Origin of the sequence: Acinetobacter sp. AKBS16, assembly GCF_002899995.1 — a bacterium.
GTDB lineage: Bacteria > Pseudomonadota > Gammaproteobacteria > Pseudomonadales > Moraxellaceae > Acinetobacter > Acinetobacter baumannii.
Window position 1 is genome coordinate 39,399 of record NZ_POYH01000018.1, and the last position, 16,001, is coordinate 55,399.

Below are 16,001 nucleotides of genomic sequence, written 5' to 3' on the forward strand. Positions count from 1 at the left end.
TTATTCAGTTACCAAAGAAATCAAATATTGACCATAATCATTCTTACTCATGCTTTGGCCGATTTCTAACACTTGAGCTTTCGTCAACCAACCATTATGAAGTGCAATTTCTTCAAGACAAGCTACTTTATAACCTTGACGTTTTTCAATAGTTTCAACAAACTGTGCTGCTTCAAGTAAGCTTGCATGTGTTCCTGTATCTAACCAAGCAAAACCACGTCCAAGTAGCTCAACATTGAGATCACCACGGTCTAGATACATCTGGTTCACTGTCGTAATTTCAAGTTCACCACGATCTGATGGTTTTACTTGTTTTGCAATTTTCACTACATCATTATCGTAAAAATAAAGTCCCGTAACCGCAAAATTCGATTTTGGATGTTTTGGCTTTTCTTCTAATGAAACAGCTCGTTTTTCCTCATCAAACTCAACAACACCAAAACGTTCAGGGTCTTTGACTTGATAACCAAATACGGTTGCACCCTTTTGACGGGCCACGGCTTGGCGTAGCATTGGTGTAAAACCTTGACCATAGAAAATGTTGTCGCCAAGTACTAAACAGACATTACTTTCACCAATAAACTCTTCGCCAATAATAAATGCTTGAGCTAAACCATCCGGACTTGGTTGAATCGCATAACTTAATTCAACACCGAATTGTGAGCCATCACCCAATAATCGCTTAAAGCCATCTATATCGTCTGGCGTACTAATAATAAGAACTTCACGAATACCAGCCAACATCAACACTGACAATGGATAGTAAACCATTGGCTTATCGTAAATTGGTAACAGTTGTTTTGAAACGCCTTTTGTGATCGGATACAAACGTGTCCCAGAACCACCTGCTAAAATTATACCTTTTGTACTCATTATGCACTTACACCTAATCTTTCTCTTTGGTAACTGCCATCTTGTACCCGGCGGCACCACTCTAAATTATTTAAATACCACTCAACGGTCTTTCTAATACCTGTTTCAAATGTTTCCTCAGGCTTCCAGCCCAAATCTTTTGCAATTTTTGAGGCATCAATTGCATAACGTAAATCATGTCCTGGACGATCTTTTACGAAAGTGATTAATGTCTCATAAGGTTGATGATTATTTTGTGGTTTTAATTCATCTAAAATTTTACAAATTGTTTTCACAACTTCTATATTTTGTTTTTCATTATGACCACCGATATTATAAGTTTCTCCAACTTTACCTTCAGTCACGACCTTATATAAAGCTTTGGCATGATCTTCGACATACAACCAATCACGAATTTGGTCACCTTTACCATAAATCGGTAAAGCCTTACCATCCAGCGCATTTAAGATCACCAATGGAATGAGCTTTTCTGGAAAGTGGTATGGACCGTAATTGTTTGAACAATTCGTTACTACAGTTGGTAAACCATATGTTCTATGCCAAGCACGTACTAAATGATCAGAACTTGCTTTACTTGCTGAATACGGCGAACTTGGCGCATAAGATGTCGTTTCAGTGAATAAATCTGTTGTACCTTCTAAATCGCCATAAACCTCATCTGTTGAAATATGATGAAATTTAAAAGAGGCTTTCTTTTCTTCATTTAATTGTAGCCAGTACTTACGTGCAACCTCTAACAATGTATAAGTACCCACAATATTTGTTGTAATAAACTCAGCGGGACCATCAATAGAACGATCAACATGTGACTCGGCTGCTAGATGCATCACAGCATCCGGTTGGAAAATTTTAAAAAATTCTGTTAAACGCTCACTATCACAGATATCAACTTGTGCAAATTGATATCGTGGATCCGTATCAATTTCAGACAATGATTCTAAATTACCGGCATATGTTAATTTATCTATATTTAATACTTCATCTTGAGTATTTTTTATAATATTTCTAATGACAGCAGAACCAATAAAACCTGCACCGCCAGTGACTAAAATTTTCATAAAATTCCTATGCTAGTAACTAGTAATTTTTACAGTCGAATATCACTTTGTTCTTTATCCAAAACATATTTTAAATCATATAAAACATGTTTCTCTTTACCTAAAGCAATGAGCTCTTGGCTCGACATTGCTTTAAACTGATCATGAGCGACAGCAATAACTATTGCATCATAGTGATCTTGCTTTAATTCCGTAACTGGAGCTAAACCATACTCGCCCTCAACTTCGGCACTATCCACCCAAGGATCGTAAATATCAAGATCTAAATCGTATTCCTTTAGTGCTTTCACCATATCTACGATTTTGGTGTTACGGATATCAGGGCAGTTTTCTTTAAAGCTCAAACCTAAAATTAATATGCGAGCACCAACTACTTGTATGCGTTGCTTTACCATTTCTTTGATCAATTGGGTTGCAACATATTCACCCATACGATCATTTAAACGACGAGCTGCCAAAATAATTTCTGGATGTAAACCAATTGACTCTGCTTTATGCGTTAAATAATACGGATCAACACCAATACAGTGACCACCTACCAAACCTGGTCTAAAGTTTAAAAAATTCCATTTTGTACCTGCGGCCTTGAGTACATCTTCTGTATCGATACCCATTTTATTAAAAATCAGAGCCAATTCATTGATTAATGCAATATTCACATCTCTTTGTGTATTTTCAATGACTTTAGCAGCCTCAGCAACTTTGATAGTTGGTGCTTTATGCGTCCCTACTTCAATAATTAAATTATAAACCTGATCAATATAATCAGCGACATCAGGAGTGGAACCCGATGTAATTTTTAAAATATTGGTTACACGTCGCTGTTTATCACCAGGATTAATACGTTCCGGACTATAACCAACAAAGAAATCTTTATTAAAATTTAAACCCGAATGTTTTTCTAATTCAGGTATACATACCTCTTCTGTAGCACCAGGGTAAACCGTTGACTCATAAACAACGATATCGCCCTTTTTTAGAACTTTAGCAATACTTTGAGATGCTTTTACAAGGGGAGTAAGATCAGGCTGCTTAAAATCATCTATTGGTGTTGGCACGGTAACAATAAAGAAGTTTGCTGTTTTTAAGTCTTCAATATCTGCCGTATATGAAAGCTGATGTACGTGTTTTAGTTCGTCAGAAGTTACTTCTAAGGTATGGTCATGACCACTTTTTAGTTCTTGTATACGATCTGTATTTATATCAAATCCAATTGTAGGTTTATGTTTACCAAATTCAACTGCCAAAGGTAATCCAACATACCCTAAACCGATGATTGCTATTTTTAGTTGCTCGAGTTGAAACATATATAAAACCTAACCATTTAATTTTAAATGGGGAAACATCATGGATACGACCTACTACGTTAATATAGCAGACTTTAAACAAAATTTTCTCGAAATATACAATCACTGCTCAGCAAATAAAGTATGATTTGGGTTAATTATAGACTACAATCCAATATCTTCATGCAAAGTATCATTGGATTACAAACAATAAAGGGTTTGAATGTGAAGCATCAGAGCACATTATTATTTTTAGCCATTTCACTTTCGTTTACAGGATGTGCAGTCACCTCAGGCTTACAAACTTATGACTTACCTGAACAGGGAACTTTTAAAACAGCTCAAGGAGCAGAAGTTTCTGTTGTTCAACTCACCCAAAACAATATTCCAAAAATCAGTTCTGAATCTTTGCGACCGCAAGGAAATATTAGTGCTTTATTTCACACCCCTTTTTATCAATATCGCTTAAGCCCTGGAGATGTCTTATCTATTCAACTTTGGGCTTATCCTGAAATTACCCCTCCTGTTCAAGGTTCTTCTAGTGATATTAAAGCATTTGGATATCCAATTGACTCTACAGGAAATGTTCAATTACCACTTGTAGGCCAAGTTCATATTGCCGGAAAAACACTTGCTGAGACCAATAAATATTTACGTAATCAATTTGCTAAATATTTAAAAACACCTGACGTTGTAGTTCGAGTGCTATCTTATCAAGCAAAACGTTATTTTGTTAACGGTCAGGTCATGAAGAGTGGTCAATATACTTTAGATGATCAACCTATCAGTATTTATACAGCCTTAAGTATGGCGGGCGGTGTAAATCAAGAGTCTGGTGACAATACTGACATTCAGCTTATTCGTAATGGTGAAGTTTATAATTTAAATGTAGTTGCTCTTGAAAAGCAAGGTTACTCATTACACAAGTTACTAGTACAACCCAATGATACAATTTACGTAAATACCAAACAAAACCAAAAACTCTATGTTATGGGTGAGTCTAATAAAAGCTCAGCAATTCCATTACGAGATCAAGGTATGACTTTAAGTGATGTATTGGGTGAAAGTGAAGGAGTTAACCCATACTCAGCAAGTGCAGCCCGTATTTATGTCATGCGCACAGATTTACAAACAAAAAAATCAACTATTTATCAGCTTAATTTAAGTAGTATTGGCAACCTTGCATTATCAAATCAATTCCAAATGCAAAAAAATGATATTGTGTATATTGATGCAACTGGCTTGACACGCTGGCAGCGTATCATGAACCAGATTGTACCATTCTCAAGTGCACTCTATACATTTGATCAATTGGGTAAAAACTAGAATGCAGTTACAAAATATTTTAGTAGTCTGTGTGGGGAATATTTGCCGCAGTCCTATGGCAGAGTACTTTTTAAAGGCTCAACATCCTACATTAAATATCTCATCTGCTGGTATTTCGGCTCTAGTAGGCCATGCTGCAGATGATAAGGCTATTTATTGCATGGATCAGCTGAGTATTGATATACGTCCCCATATTGCTCGTCAGCTCAGTGCCGAATTAATCAAACAAAATGATTTAATTTTGGTCATGAGCAATAATCAACAAAAGCATATTGAACAAACTTGGCCATTTGCTAAGGGTAAAATTTTTAGACTTGGCCATTGGCAAGGGCAAAATGTACCTGATCCTTATCAGCATGACCAAGCTTTTTTTGATCAGACTTGCCGTAATATTCAAAGCTATGTGCAAGATTGGCGCACTCAATTATAATTGTATATTAGTTGTAAACTTATGAACCAAAACTCTAAAACCAGCGAAGATAGCATCGATTTAAAAGAGTTATTCTTTTCTTTGATTGCACAGTGGAAAATCATAGCATGCTGTGTGATTTTAAGTTTAATTTGTGCCTTATTATATTTACGGATAACACCAGATATTTATGCTGTAGATGCAATGGTACAAGTGGAAGATAGTAAAGGTGCTGCATCTGCAGCTTTGCTTGGTGACCTATCGAAAGTAACAGGTGGATTAGGACAGAAATCTCCTACAGATGCAGAAATCGAAATTTTGAAGTCTCGTATGGTTTTAGGGCAAGTCATCCAGAATCTTAATCTTGATATTAATATCAAAGATAACTTATCGAGATTGACTAATAAGCTCATTACTGAAAACAAAAGTAAGATTGAATATCTTCATGATTCTGTAGTGTACTCTAACAAAAACAAAAGTTTAACTATTAAACAGTTCAGTATACCTGAATACTATTTAGATAAGCCTTTAAAATTAGAGTTTAAAGATACAAATCGATTTAATCTAATTCATAAAGATCAAGTTGTGTTTAGCGGTGCATTAAATCAAAAAAATGTATTAAGTACGAATAAAGGTTTATGGCAAATTCAAATCAATGCTCAAGGTGAGTTCAAAGAACAAAGTTATACTGTAACTAAATTAGCTCTTCTAACAGCTGTAAATCAATTCAACTCCATTTACAACGTTGCTGAAAAAGGTAAGCTGACTGGCGTTATTGGTCTAAGCTATTTAGGCCAAGACCCACAACATATTACCCAAGTACTCAATAATGTTCTATCTGTCTATCATGAACAAAATATTGAGCGAAAATCTCTAGAGTCTAAACAAACTTTAACTTTCCTTGAAAAGCAGTTGCCAGAACTTAGAAAACAGTTGGAAGATTCTGAGATAAAATTTAATCAGTTTCGTGAAAAGTATAAAACAGTTGATGTGAATGCCGAGTCTGAACTATTACTCAAGCAAAATATTGATTTAGAAAAGCTTAAAATCGAGTTACAACAAAAACAAGCTGAACTTTCCGCTAAATATACCAATGATCATCCATTAATCCTGCAAATTGATGCTCAAATTGCAGAGATTAATAAAAAGATTGCTGATCTCAACAACCGTTTAACACAGCTTCCTGAAACACAACGTTTATACCTACAGCTTTATCGTGATGTGAAAGTTAACACGGAGCTGTACACCTCATTACTTAATTCTTATCAACAACTTAAGATTGCCAATGCAGGTGAAATTGGTAATGTGCGTATTATTGATACTGCTGTAGAACCAGTTAAACCAGTTAAACCTAAGAAACTGATTATCTTAATTCTTTCAATATTTATCGGCGGATTTATTGGTGTATTGATTGCATTACTCCGCGATATGATGCGTAGTGGGGTTAATGATTCTGCTCAAATTGAAAATGAATTAGATCTTCCAGTTTATGCAACGGTGCCTCGTTCTCCTATTCAAGAAACTCGTATGAGTATTTTGAAAAAGAAAAAGAGTATTCCTATTCTTGCGGTTAAAAATAGTGATGATATTGCAATTGAGAGTTTACGTAGTATTCGTACAACTATTCACTTTGCATTAGCAAATGCAAAAAATAATATCATTATGATTGCCGGCCCAGCCCCAGAAGTGGGTAAATCATTTATTTCGACGAATCTTGCAACAATTTTTGCGCAAGGCAACAAGCGTGTATTACTGATTGATGCCGATATGCGCCGTGGTTATATGCATAAATATTTTGATATTGATGTGAAGCCTGGTCTTTCTGAATTGCTAAGTGGGCAGGCTGATTTGTCACAAGTATTACATAAAACACAAGTTACAAATCTTGATGTGATTACCCGTGGTAAGAGCCCAACCAATCCGTCAGAAATGTTGAGCTCTATGCAGTTCAAAGACTTACTAGAAAAGTTCCAGACTCAATATGACCATATCATTATTGATACTCCACCAGTGCTTGCGGTAACCGATGGTATTATTATTTCTCAGTACACTGGTGTAAACTTGATCGTTGCACGCTACGCCAAGTCACATATGAAAGAGCTTGAATTAACCGTTAACCGTTTTGAACAAGCAGGTGTTAAGGTGAATGGCTTTATCCTTAACGATATTCAACGCTCTAGTGGGGGTGGGTATGGTTATAACTATGCTTATGCCTATAAGGCACAAAAAGAAGACTAATTAAAACTCTCCATAAAACCGGATCATATGATCCGGTTTTTTTATTTGCTTTTTAAGTTTTGCCATATTAAAACTAACTAAAATATATAAAAAAACCACTCGTTTTTTTTCTTAAACATTCTATGCTTAAGTCGAAGCATGCTAAGATCGAAGCAGCCTTTTAGACTCAAATGATTATTTTTGGAACCTTTTATGAGTAAAGCCTTACCCATTGCTGTCGCTGTAGTTTTAGGCGGTGCTGCACTTGTACCTGTATATTATGCAACTCAACATCCGACCACAGAAGTCGGACGTAAAGCAGACAAAAATGCTTCTCCAATTCAAAAAATCAGTTACGTTCTTGGGTATGAAGTTGCTCAGCAAACTCCTCCTGAACTGGATACCAAAGCATTTGTTCAAGGGATCCATGATGCGCGTAATAAGCAGCCTAGTGCTTATACTCAAGAAGATTTAAAAGCTGCCGTTGCTGCTTATGAAAAAGAGTTACAACAAAAAATGCAGCATCAAGATAAGCCTGAGCAAGCGGGTACAGCTACTGACTCTGCAGATGCACAGTTCCTTGCAGAAAACAAAACGAAAGCTGGCGTAAAAACCACTGCATCAGGTTTGCAATATATCATTACTAAAGAAGGTACTGGTAAACAGCCAACTGCTCAGTCTGTTGTCAAAGTACATTATGAAGGTCGCTTAATTAATGGACAGGTTTTCGATAGTTCTTATAAGCGTGGTCAACCAGTAGAATTCCCGCTTAATCAGGTCATTCCGGGTTGGACTGAAGGTCTTCAACTCATGAAAGAAGGTGGAAAAGCGACTTTCTTCATACCATCAAATCTTGCATATGGCCCACAAGAGCTTCCTGGAATTCCAGCAAACAGTACACTGATTTTTGATGTAGAACTCATTTCAGTGAAATAATAACAATCCAGGAGAGTCGTTATACTCTCCTGTTTTTTTTGGAAAATGACATGAAAAAAATCAGTTTGGTTATTGCAGCGTCAACAATGAGTTTATCTGTTTTTGCTGCTGCACCGATAACAAATAAAAGTCCGGCAAAAGATCAGTTTAGTTATAGTTATGGTTATTTAATGGGCCGTAATAATACTGATGCGTTAACAGATTTAAATCTTGATATTTTTTACCAAGGTTTACAAGAAGGTGCTCAAAATAAGACAGCACGCCTAACTGATGAAGAAATGGCGAAAGCAATTAATGATTATAAAAAAACATTAGAAGCTAAACAGCTAGTCGAATTTCAAAAACAAGGTCAACAAAACGCTCAGGCTGGTGCAGCTTTTCTGGCAGAAAATGCTAAAAAATCTGGTGTGATTACGACTAAATCAGGTCTGCAATATCAGGTATTAAAAGAAGGCACTGGTAAAACACCTAAAGCCACCTCTCGTGTAAAAGTAAACTATGAAGGACGTTTACTCGACGGAACTGTATTTGATAGCTCAATTGCACGTAATCACCCTGTTGATTTTCAGTTAAATCAAGTGATTGCCGGATGGACCGAAGGCTTACAAACTATGAAAGAAGGCGGTAAAACCCGTTTCTTCATTCCAGCAAAACTTGCTTATGGTGAAGTTGGTGCTGGGGATAGTATCGGTCCAAATAGTACTTTAATTTTTGATATTGAGTTGCTACAAGTTTTGCCAAAATAATTTTCGAAGATAAAAAAAGCGATCTAAATTGATCGCTTTTTTATTTTAGTGTTTTAAATCTCTCGGTCTAAAGCCTGTCAGTAATAAGCCAATTAAGTAAGCGATCACACCTATAACGCATAAACCTACTACCTCTGCAACACGAATCCATTGAGAGAGTTCACCGTTATACCAATTTAACCCGAACCAAAGCGCTGCAATCATCGCCAGGTTAGCCAAACCATATTGAAGTGCCAGTTTTTTCCAATGTGCACCAAATCGGAAAATATTACGCTTATGCAGATAAAAATAGAGCAAACCTGCATTTACTAAAGCTGAACCAGAAGAGGCTAATGCAAGCGCCATATGCTCTGCATGCCAATTGATTAGTTTAAAGAACCCAATAAATACAACGTTTAAAATCGCATTAGCTGCAACCGACATTAAACCCACACGGACCGGTGTTTTGGTATCTTGCTGCGCATAGAAACCTGGTGCAAATACTTTAATTAACATGAAGGAAATTACACCGGCACTCATACATTGCAATGCGAGTGCTGTCATTTGTGTATCGCGTAAATCAAACTCACCGCGTTGGAACAATGCCTGAATAATCGGTGTAGAAAGCATAAATAAAGCAATACTTGCTGGTAACCCCACCAATACAATCACTTTCGCTGCCCAATCAATCATGCTACGAAACTTCGCTTGGTCTTGTTCAGCATGACGTGCTGACAGTGAAGGTAAAATCACTGTACCAATCGCAACACCGATTAAACCTAAAGGTAACTCGGTCATACGTTCGGCACTGTAGAGCCAAGACACTGAACCATCTTGCATGAAAGATGCCCAAATCGTATTTAGCAATAGGTTAATCTGAGTCACAGATACACCAAATAATGCTGGAAGCATTAATTTTAAAATACGTTCTACACCTTCATGTTTAAAATCAACTTTCGGTGGGATCAGTAAGTTTTTACGCCATAACTCAGGAATTTGTATCGCTAACTGTAAAATACCAGCTGCAACAACTGACCAACCTAAAGCTTTGATTGGCTCAGCCATATACGGTGTAAGCCACCAAGCCCCTGCAATCATTGCTACGTTCAGTAAAACAGGTGAAAAAGCTGGCGAGGCAAACGAGCCATAACTGTTTAAGATGCTGCTGGCAAAAGCCGTAAGCGACATAAACATTAAATAGGGAATGGTCAGACGGAACATACTGACCGCTAAATCAAACTTTTCAGGGTCATTATGGAAACCCGGCGCATACATATAGATAATTGCTGGAGCTAAAACCATAGCCACGAAAGTCAGTAAAGTCATGACTGTCAGCAAACAGCCAAATACTCGACTAATTAAGATCTGCACTTCTGCATGCGCACGACCTGTTTTATATTCGGTCAATACCGGAATAAAAGCCTGTGAAAAAGCCCCTTCGGCAAACAACCGTCGAAAGAAGTTGGGAATACGAAAAGCCACAACGAAGGTATCGAAATCTTTACCCGCACCAAACACGTTGAGCAATACGACATCTCGTACTAAGCCCAATACCCGTGACAACATCGTCATCGCACTGACAATAAAAGTCGATCGCCATAATGCCATCGTACTCACCTACAGCTATATTCGAAAGTCGCTATTGTAATGAAACTAGAAAATCTTTTCGTTGTGAAATGATGAATGAACTCAAGTTTTTTTCTGTGCTAACAACTGCCTAAAGTGCTGCCATTTAAAATAAGGTCCCGGATCGGTTTTTCGGCCCGGTGCAATGTCTGAATGCCCTGCAATATGGCTTTTAATTTCAGGATAGGCCTGACGGATAGCAGTAACTACATCGGTTAGTACGGTGTACTGTACTTCTTCGAAAGGCAGGTCATCACTTCCTTCAAGCTCAATACCAATTGAATAATCATTGCATTCAACTTTGGCTAAGTAGCTTGAACGCCCTGCATGCCAAGCACGATCATTAAAGTTAACAAACTGTAGGACTTCACCTGTTCGTAAAATTAACAGGTGTGTAGAGACTTGCATACCTTCAATAGTCTGAAAATAGGGATGAACGGACCAATCTAATTTATTCTGGAAAAACTGTTCAATATAGCCTCCCCCAAACTGAGAAGGCGGCAAGCTTATATTATGAACCACAATCATTTGTATTTCGGTACCAGCGGGACGCTGGTTAAAATTTGGAGAAGGTACTTGTCTCGCCCCTTTTAATTGTCCATCTATAACTTCATACGGTGTGATTTGCTTCATTGAGATGCCAATAAATTGCTTGCCAATTGTTTTAGTTTAAAACAGTTAATTGCTTTTCAGAGTAGTCAGTATGATTGTTTATCGCGATTAATCTGATAAAACAGCTTATTTTTAAAGTCGACGGTGCTAATATATCGCAAGTTTTAGGGTCATCGACAAAATGGAAACCGTATGAGCATACCTCAGTCTTTGCTTGAACAGTCAATTCAAATCAATATTCAACAAGCATTACAAGAAGATATTGGGGACGGTGACATTACCGCCATGCTCACACCTGAAGATGAACAGGCTACCGCAACTATTATTAGCCGTGAAGATATGGTTTTAGCTGGACAGCCTTGGGTGAATGCGCTCATCTCAGCTTATGACAACACTGTACAGGTGACTTGGTTAAAACAAGAAGGTGACCGTGTTGCTGCAAATGAAGCCTTTTTAAAGCTTGCTGGTTCTGCACGTAGCTTACTGACTGTAGAGCGCCCTGCTTTAAACTTTATTCAAACATTATCAGCTGTTGCAACAAAAACTGCTGAATATGTTCAGCATCTTGAAGGTTTAAATACCAAACTTCTCGATACACGTAAAACTTTACCGGGCTTACGTATTGCACAAAAATATGCCGTAACCATCGGCGGCGGAAAAAATCACCGCCTCGGTTTATTTGATGCATTCTTAATTAAAGAAAATCATATTATGGCAGCGGGCGGTATTGCCCAAGCGATTGCAAAAGCACATCAAATTGCGCCGGGTAAACCTGTTGAAGTCGAAGTTGAAACTTGGGATGAGCTAAACCAAGCGCTTGAAGCAGGTGCGGACATTGTCATGCTCGACAACTTTAGCCAACAACAAATGATTGATGCTGTAAAACACGTGGCGGGTCGCTGTAAACTCGAAGCTTCGGGCAATATCACTATTGAAAACTTACGCGAAGTAGCGACTACTGGTGTCGACTATATTTCTATGGGCGTGTTGACTAAAGATGTCAAAGCCGTTGATTTATCAATGCGTTTTAATGCCTAAATAAAATCAGCATCATTATTGGTATTTTTTTGCGACTTGGTCATGTCTGCCGCTTGTGTTTTTTGCCATGCTGACTGAGTCGCTTGTGCCCCACTATCCCGTGGATCGGCAGCCATTAAAACAAAAGTAACTACTGCTAATAATACAATAAAACCTTGTAGCATAAGTTTTCCCCATTCTTTTAAAAAATTTAGGGTTTCAAGGTAAAAGATAAATATGACCAGGCTTAGGAGATTCTGTTACAAAAGGTAAGCCTTTATTTTTATTATTCATCTATACGACAGCATCTTCCCCCATAGTATTTTATATAAACATCCTATTCCCTTTATTTACTATCGTGATGTGGATATCTCGTTTCTCTATTCGGCCTACGCGGCAGAGTCTTACCGCTTAGAATTTTTTTGCCAACAGCTCATTCTGTTACTTTGGTTTTGCCCAAAGTAACCAAAGGCATTGTCATCTGCAAAACCTGTCCACGTTCATCCTCTATCCTATTTTGTTGCAAAAATAAGATCCGTATAGATTATAGACAGGTTGCAGATGACTTTTAGCACCAATTAATGAGGAATAAATTTCAATACCTTCATTAAGGAAAATAACCTACCAACCTAAGACTCTAAATACCCCATATATGGATCAGAAATTGAATCTTCTTGAGTTTCTATACGTCCTGCAAAACGGCGACTAAACGTCGCATCGTCCGCTAATGTCACTGTAAAATCATACCAACCACCAAATTCAGACATATCCCAAACCAGTTCTTTTTCAGAACTATTGGTTTCTATCGCCCATGTCTTGTTTGGTAGATAAGCATTAGCTTTGACGTTGAGCTTGACTGACTTATTACCATCATGACGCACTTTTAAATATAAATTCGCATCACATTCTTCTACACATACTCTAATTTCCGGTAATGCTTGAGTCTGATTAGCTTGACTTAAATTACCTTTAAACGCACGGTGAAAACCATTTGGTCCAAGTACCCATAAATCATACTGTCCATTGATAGTATTCCACACGTCATCAAGCTGTTTGCCCGCCTCAACCATATAACGGCGTGGAATTGCCGTAAGATCTAATCGGTTATAGACATGGAAAACGGCTGCCTGTTTACCCGTATTGGAGAACATCAGCTTAACCGTTTTTTGAGTGACATCGACTTTGGCACTGGTGTGCAAAATATAAGGTAAAGCACGCGATGGTCGAATTCCCATGTCCTGCTGAGGAAATTGTTGCTGGCTCGGAACAGGAACTTGGGGCAATAAAGCTTGAGCGACACGAATCGCATCGGCTTCGGCTTTTGTTTTCTTCCCATCTAGTTCAGCAACAGGCAAAAGATTCGGTGTTTTAAAATTAAATGCCGTTGTTAAATCACCACATACAGCACGGCGGTATGGGCTAATGTTAGGTTCTTGCACACCAAAACGTTTTTCTAAGAATTGTAAAATAGAAGTATGATCAAAGACTTGAGAATTTACCCATCCTCCACGGCTCCACGGCGAAATCACATACATTGGAACGCGTACACCCGGACCATACACTCGACCATCTGGCTTAGGTTGAGATTTTGAAGTCGCTACTGCTGGATGGTTAAAGTACTCATAAGATACTTGTTGGTCCGTTAATGTGGTTTTTCCATATACAACACCGTTTATATCTTTCGAAGGTGCACTTGGTGAAGGGACATGATCAAAGAAACCGTCATTTTCATCGAAGTTCACCAATAAAACGGTTTGGCTCCACACTTGAGGGTTTTCAGTTAATGCATTTAATACTTCCTGAATATACCAAGCGCCTTGTACAGGACTAGATGGCCCTGGATGTTCACTGTAAGTTGCGGGAGCAACTAACCAACTCACTTGCGGTAATTTACCCTGCGCAATATCAGCTTTAAAAGTTCCTAAAAAACCACCGTCCGGCATGGTATTGGCAATACCTTTGTAAAGTGGTTGAGTCGCATCAATCTTTTCATCATAGGCTGGACACGTTAGTGTGTCGTTACTGACAGGCTGACCAGATTGCTCATTTGCACGGCGATATTGCTTGAAACCAGCTAAAGGGTTATCAGTAAAGTTATCCGGCATGTTTTGATAAACTTTCCATGTCACGCCAGCCTGCTGTAAACGCTCAGGATATGTCGTCCATTCATAACCTTCTGTCGATGGTCCAATTCCATCAAATTCGTTGACCACACTGGCAACACCTGCGCCTGTAGGTCCATTGGTTCCCGTCCAGATAAATTTACGGTTCGGGTTAGTTCCTGCATGCATGGCACAGTGGTAGGCATCACAAATCGTAAAAGCATTCGCTAAGGCAAATTGATATTCAACTTCTTGCTTTTTGTAATAGCCCATCGACTGCGGTTTTTTATATGCCACCCAATCACTCATACGACCGTTGTCCCAAGCTGCTTGTCCATCAGACCATGAGTGAGGTGTACCTGAAACACGCTGAGCATTTCCTAAGCGACTATCTAAATGGTATGGCAATACTTTCTTCTTATTCGCATCATATTGTTCCCAAACCTTTCGGCCTTCTGTCATAGGAATGGTAAAACGGTCACCGAAGCCACGTACACCTTTTAGTGTTCCAAAATAATTATCAAATGAACGGTTTTCCTGAGTCAAAATCACAATGTGTTTAACATCTTGAATTGTTCCACTTTCAACTTTGGCGTCAATTGCTAACGCTTTTTGAATACTCAGCGGGAAACTCGCTAGAGCAGCTGTCCCAAACATTGTTTTTGTAGAATTTAAAAGAAATTCGCGACGATTCATTAGTTCTATCCTGAGTTCTTATTATGGTGCGCAGTGCATTTTGCAATTACTGGTAGGCGGTGTTGTTGGCGATGAATTATCTGAGTCATTATCATCGTTACAAGCACTGAGCATGAGTGCTAAAGATGCAATTAATAAAATTGAAAGTTTTCGCATTGGTTTTTCCCAAACGGTTTAAATGCGAACTACTAATAAAGCGAAAAGGTGACAGGCAAGTGATGTTTTTATGTCGATTTGATGAAGGTATAAAAAAACGCATCCGAAGATGCGTTTTTTAGAAAACTTAAACTTACCAGCCTAAAGCTTCTTGTTGCTTTTTAATAAGCTCGGCAATTCCTTTTTCAGCCATTTCTAACATGGCATTGCTTTGAGCACGGGTAAACGGTTTGTCTTCCGCTGTACCTTGAATTTCAATAAACTCGCCTGCTTGTGTCATCACGACATTTAAGTCAGTTTGACAGTTCGAGTCTTCTTCATAGCAAAGATCAAGTAATACTTCATCTTGATACATACCTACAGAAATTGCAGCAACTAAGCCTTTAAGCGGATCTTGCTTAATTTTTTTCTGTGCAAGTAGAACATTCATCGCATCAACCAATGCTACAGCAGCACCAGTGATTGAAGCAGTACGTGTACCGCCATCTGCCTGAATGACATCACAGTCGATGGTAATGGTATTTTCACCAAGCTTTTTCAAATCAACCATCGCACGTAAGCTACGACCAATCAGGCGTTGGATTTCTTGAGTACGACCAGTTTGTTTACCACGAGCAGCTTCACGGTCACAACGTGAGTGTGTTGAGCGCGGTAACATGCCATATTCTGCTGTTACCCAGCCTTGACCTTGGCCTTTTAGAAAGCGCGGCACTGAGTTATCAATGCTTGCAGTACAAAGGACTTTGGTGTGACCAAATTCGACCAGCACAGAACCTTCAGCATAACGGGTGTAGTTTCGTGTAATTTTCACTTCACGTAATTGGTCTAATGCACGTTGGTCAATACGCATAATCCTTCCTAAATTCTCTTAAATACAAACTTGGGCATAGTATAGCAAAGGATTTTGACAGGTTGAGTTTATTCCCTACTTTCAAATGTAAGTCTGCACTTTTCATGACTTA

General features: G+C 38.3%; 15 protein-coding genes. 7 read left to right on the plus strand and 8 right to left on the minus strand.

All coding sequences use genetic code 11. The annotated features are described in order from the left end of the window. The 3 genes from rfbA to tviB are packed head-to-tail and all read right to left on the minus strand — an operon-like array spanning position 1 to position 3,238. Positions 1 to 873: a glucose-1-phosphate thymidylyltransferase RfbA gene (gene rfbA, locus C1642_RS02740; RefSeq protein WP_039249217.1), complete on the minus strand. Its 873-nt coding sequence runs from the start codon at positions 871 to 873 to the stop codon at positions 1 to 3. Further along, on the minus strand, positions 873 to 1,931 hold the full coding sequence (rfbB, locus tag C1642_RS02745) for a dTDP-glucose 4,6-dehydratase (protein ID WP_038808683.1): 1,059 nt from the start codon (positions 1,929 to 1,931) through the stop codon (positions 873 to 875). Before rfbB ends, rfbA begins: the two co-directional genes overlap by 1 nt. A gap of 29 nt (positions 1,932 to 1,960) precedes the next feature. Continuing rightward, the gene (gene tviB / locus C1642_RS02750; protein ID WP_032061779.1) at positions 1,961 to 3,238 is read right to left on the minus strand and encodes a Vi polysaccharide biosynthesis UDP-N-acetylglucosamine C-6 dehydrogenase TviB; all 1,278 of its coding nucleotides are present in this window, start codon (positions 3,236 to 3,238) and stop codon (positions 1,961 to 1,963) included. Positions 3,239 to 3,400: 162 nt separating this feature from the next. On the opposite strand from tviB, the gene C1642_RS02755 reads away from it, so the two are divergent. The 5 genes from C1642_RS02755 to C1642_RS02775 all read left to right on the plus strand — a co-directional run bounded on the left by C1642_RS02755 (position 3,401) and on the right by C1642_RS02775 (position 8,851). Next, positions 3,401 to 4,543, plus strand: coding sequence for a polysaccharide biosynthesis/export family protein (locus tag C1642_RS02755; protein WP_001190670.1), 1,143 nt, complete (start codon positions 3,401 to 3,403; stop codon positions 4,541 to 4,543). A gap of 1 nt (position 4,544) precedes the next feature. Then, on the plus strand, positions 4,545 to 4,973 hold the full coding sequence (locus tag C1642_RS02760; protein WP_001176901.1) for a low molecular weight protein-tyrosine-phosphatase: 429 nt from the start codon (positions 4,545 to 4,547) through the stop codon (positions 4,971 to 4,973). Between the two features lie 21 nt (positions 4,974 to 4,994). Next, positions 4,995 to 7,190 carry a polysaccharide biosynthesis tyrosine autokinase gene (locus C1642_RS02765; protein ID WP_046879561.1) on the plus strand — a complete coding sequence of 732 codons (2,196 nt, stop codon included), beginning with the start codon at positions 4,995 to 4,997 and terminating at the stop codon, positions 7,188 to 7,190. 192 nt (positions 7,191 to 7,382) lie between these two features. Continuing rightward, a complete protein-coding gene (locus C1642_RS02770) occupies positions 7,383 to 8,105 on the plus strand; it encodes an FKBP-type peptidyl-prolyl cis-trans isomerase (protein ID WP_000030404.1) in 723 nt (240 codons plus the stop codon). Positions 8,106 to 8,155: 50 nt separating this feature from the next. After that, positions 8,156 to 8,851: an FKBP-type peptidyl-prolyl cis-trans isomerase gene (locus C1642_RS02775; RefSeq protein ID WP_000724220.1), complete on the plus strand. Its 696-nt coding sequence runs from the start codon at positions 8,156 to 8,158 to the stop codon at positions 8,849 to 8,851. 45 nt (positions 8,852 to 8,896) lie between these two features. Here the strand turns inward: C1642_RS02775 and murJ are convergent, their stop codons facing one another. Then, complete coding sequence (murJ, locus tag C1642_RS02780; protein WP_014465999.1) at positions 8,897 to 10,447, minus strand: murein biosynthesis integral membrane protein MurJ; 1,551 nt, start codon at positions 10,445 to 10,447, stop codon at positions 8,897 to 8,899. Between the two features lie 72 nt (positions 10,448 to 10,519). Further along, the gene (ampD, locus tag C1642_RS02785; RefSeq protein ID WP_000810013.1) at positions 10,520 to 11,089 is read right to left on the minus strand and encodes a 1,6-anhydro-N-acetylmuramyl-L-alanine amidase AmpD; all 570 of its coding nucleotides are present in this window, start codon (positions 11,087 to 11,089) and stop codon (positions 10,520 to 10,522) included. 171 nt (positions 11,090 to 11,260) lie between these two features. Here ampD and nadC point away from each other — a divergent pair, with 171 nt between their 5' ends. Continuing rightward, positions 11,261 to 12,106 carry a carboxylating nicotinate-nucleotide diphosphorylase gene (gene nadC / locus C1642_RS02790; RefSeq protein WP_032009685.1) on the plus strand — a complete coding sequence of 282 codons (846 nt, stop codon included), beginning with the start codon at positions 11,261 to 11,263 and terminating at the stop codon, positions 12,104 to 12,106. Here nadC and C1642_RS02795 read toward each other — a convergent pair. Then, positions 12,103 to 12,270, minus strand: coding sequence for a hypothetical protein (locus C1642_RS02795; protein ID WP_000938939.1), 168 nt, complete (start codon positions 12,268 to 12,270; stop codon positions 12,103 to 12,105). The two genes, nadC and C1642_RS02795, sit on opposite strands and share 4 nt — an antisense overlap. Positions 12,271 to 12,714: 444 nt before the next feature. Continuing rightward, positions 12,715 to 14,883 carry a phosphocholine-specific phospholipase C gene (locus C1642_RS02800; RefSeq protein WP_103235876.1) on the minus strand — a complete coding sequence of 723 codons (2,169 nt, stop codon included), beginning with the start codon at positions 14,881 to 14,883 and terminating at the stop codon, positions 12,715 to 12,717. Positions 14,884 to 14,923: 40 nt separating this feature from the next. On the opposite strand from C1642_RS02800, the gene C1642_RS18935 reads away from it, so the two are divergent. After that, positions 14,924 to 15,061: a hypothetical protein gene (locus tag C1642_RS18935; RefSeq protein WP_001176439.1), complete on the plus strand. Its 138-nt coding sequence runs from the start codon at positions 14,924 to 14,926 to the stop codon at positions 15,059 to 15,061. A gap of 111 nt (positions 15,062 to 15,172) precedes the next feature. On the opposite strand, the gene rph is transcribed toward C1642_RS18935, so the two are convergent. Next, positions 15,173 to 15,889, minus strand: a complete 717-nt coding sequence (gene rph, locus C1642_RS02810) for a ribonuclease PH (protein ID WP_001217232.1) — start codon at positions 15,887 to 15,889, stop codon at positions 15,173 to 15,175. Between the last annotated feature and the right edge of the window lie 112 nt (positions 15,890 to 16,001).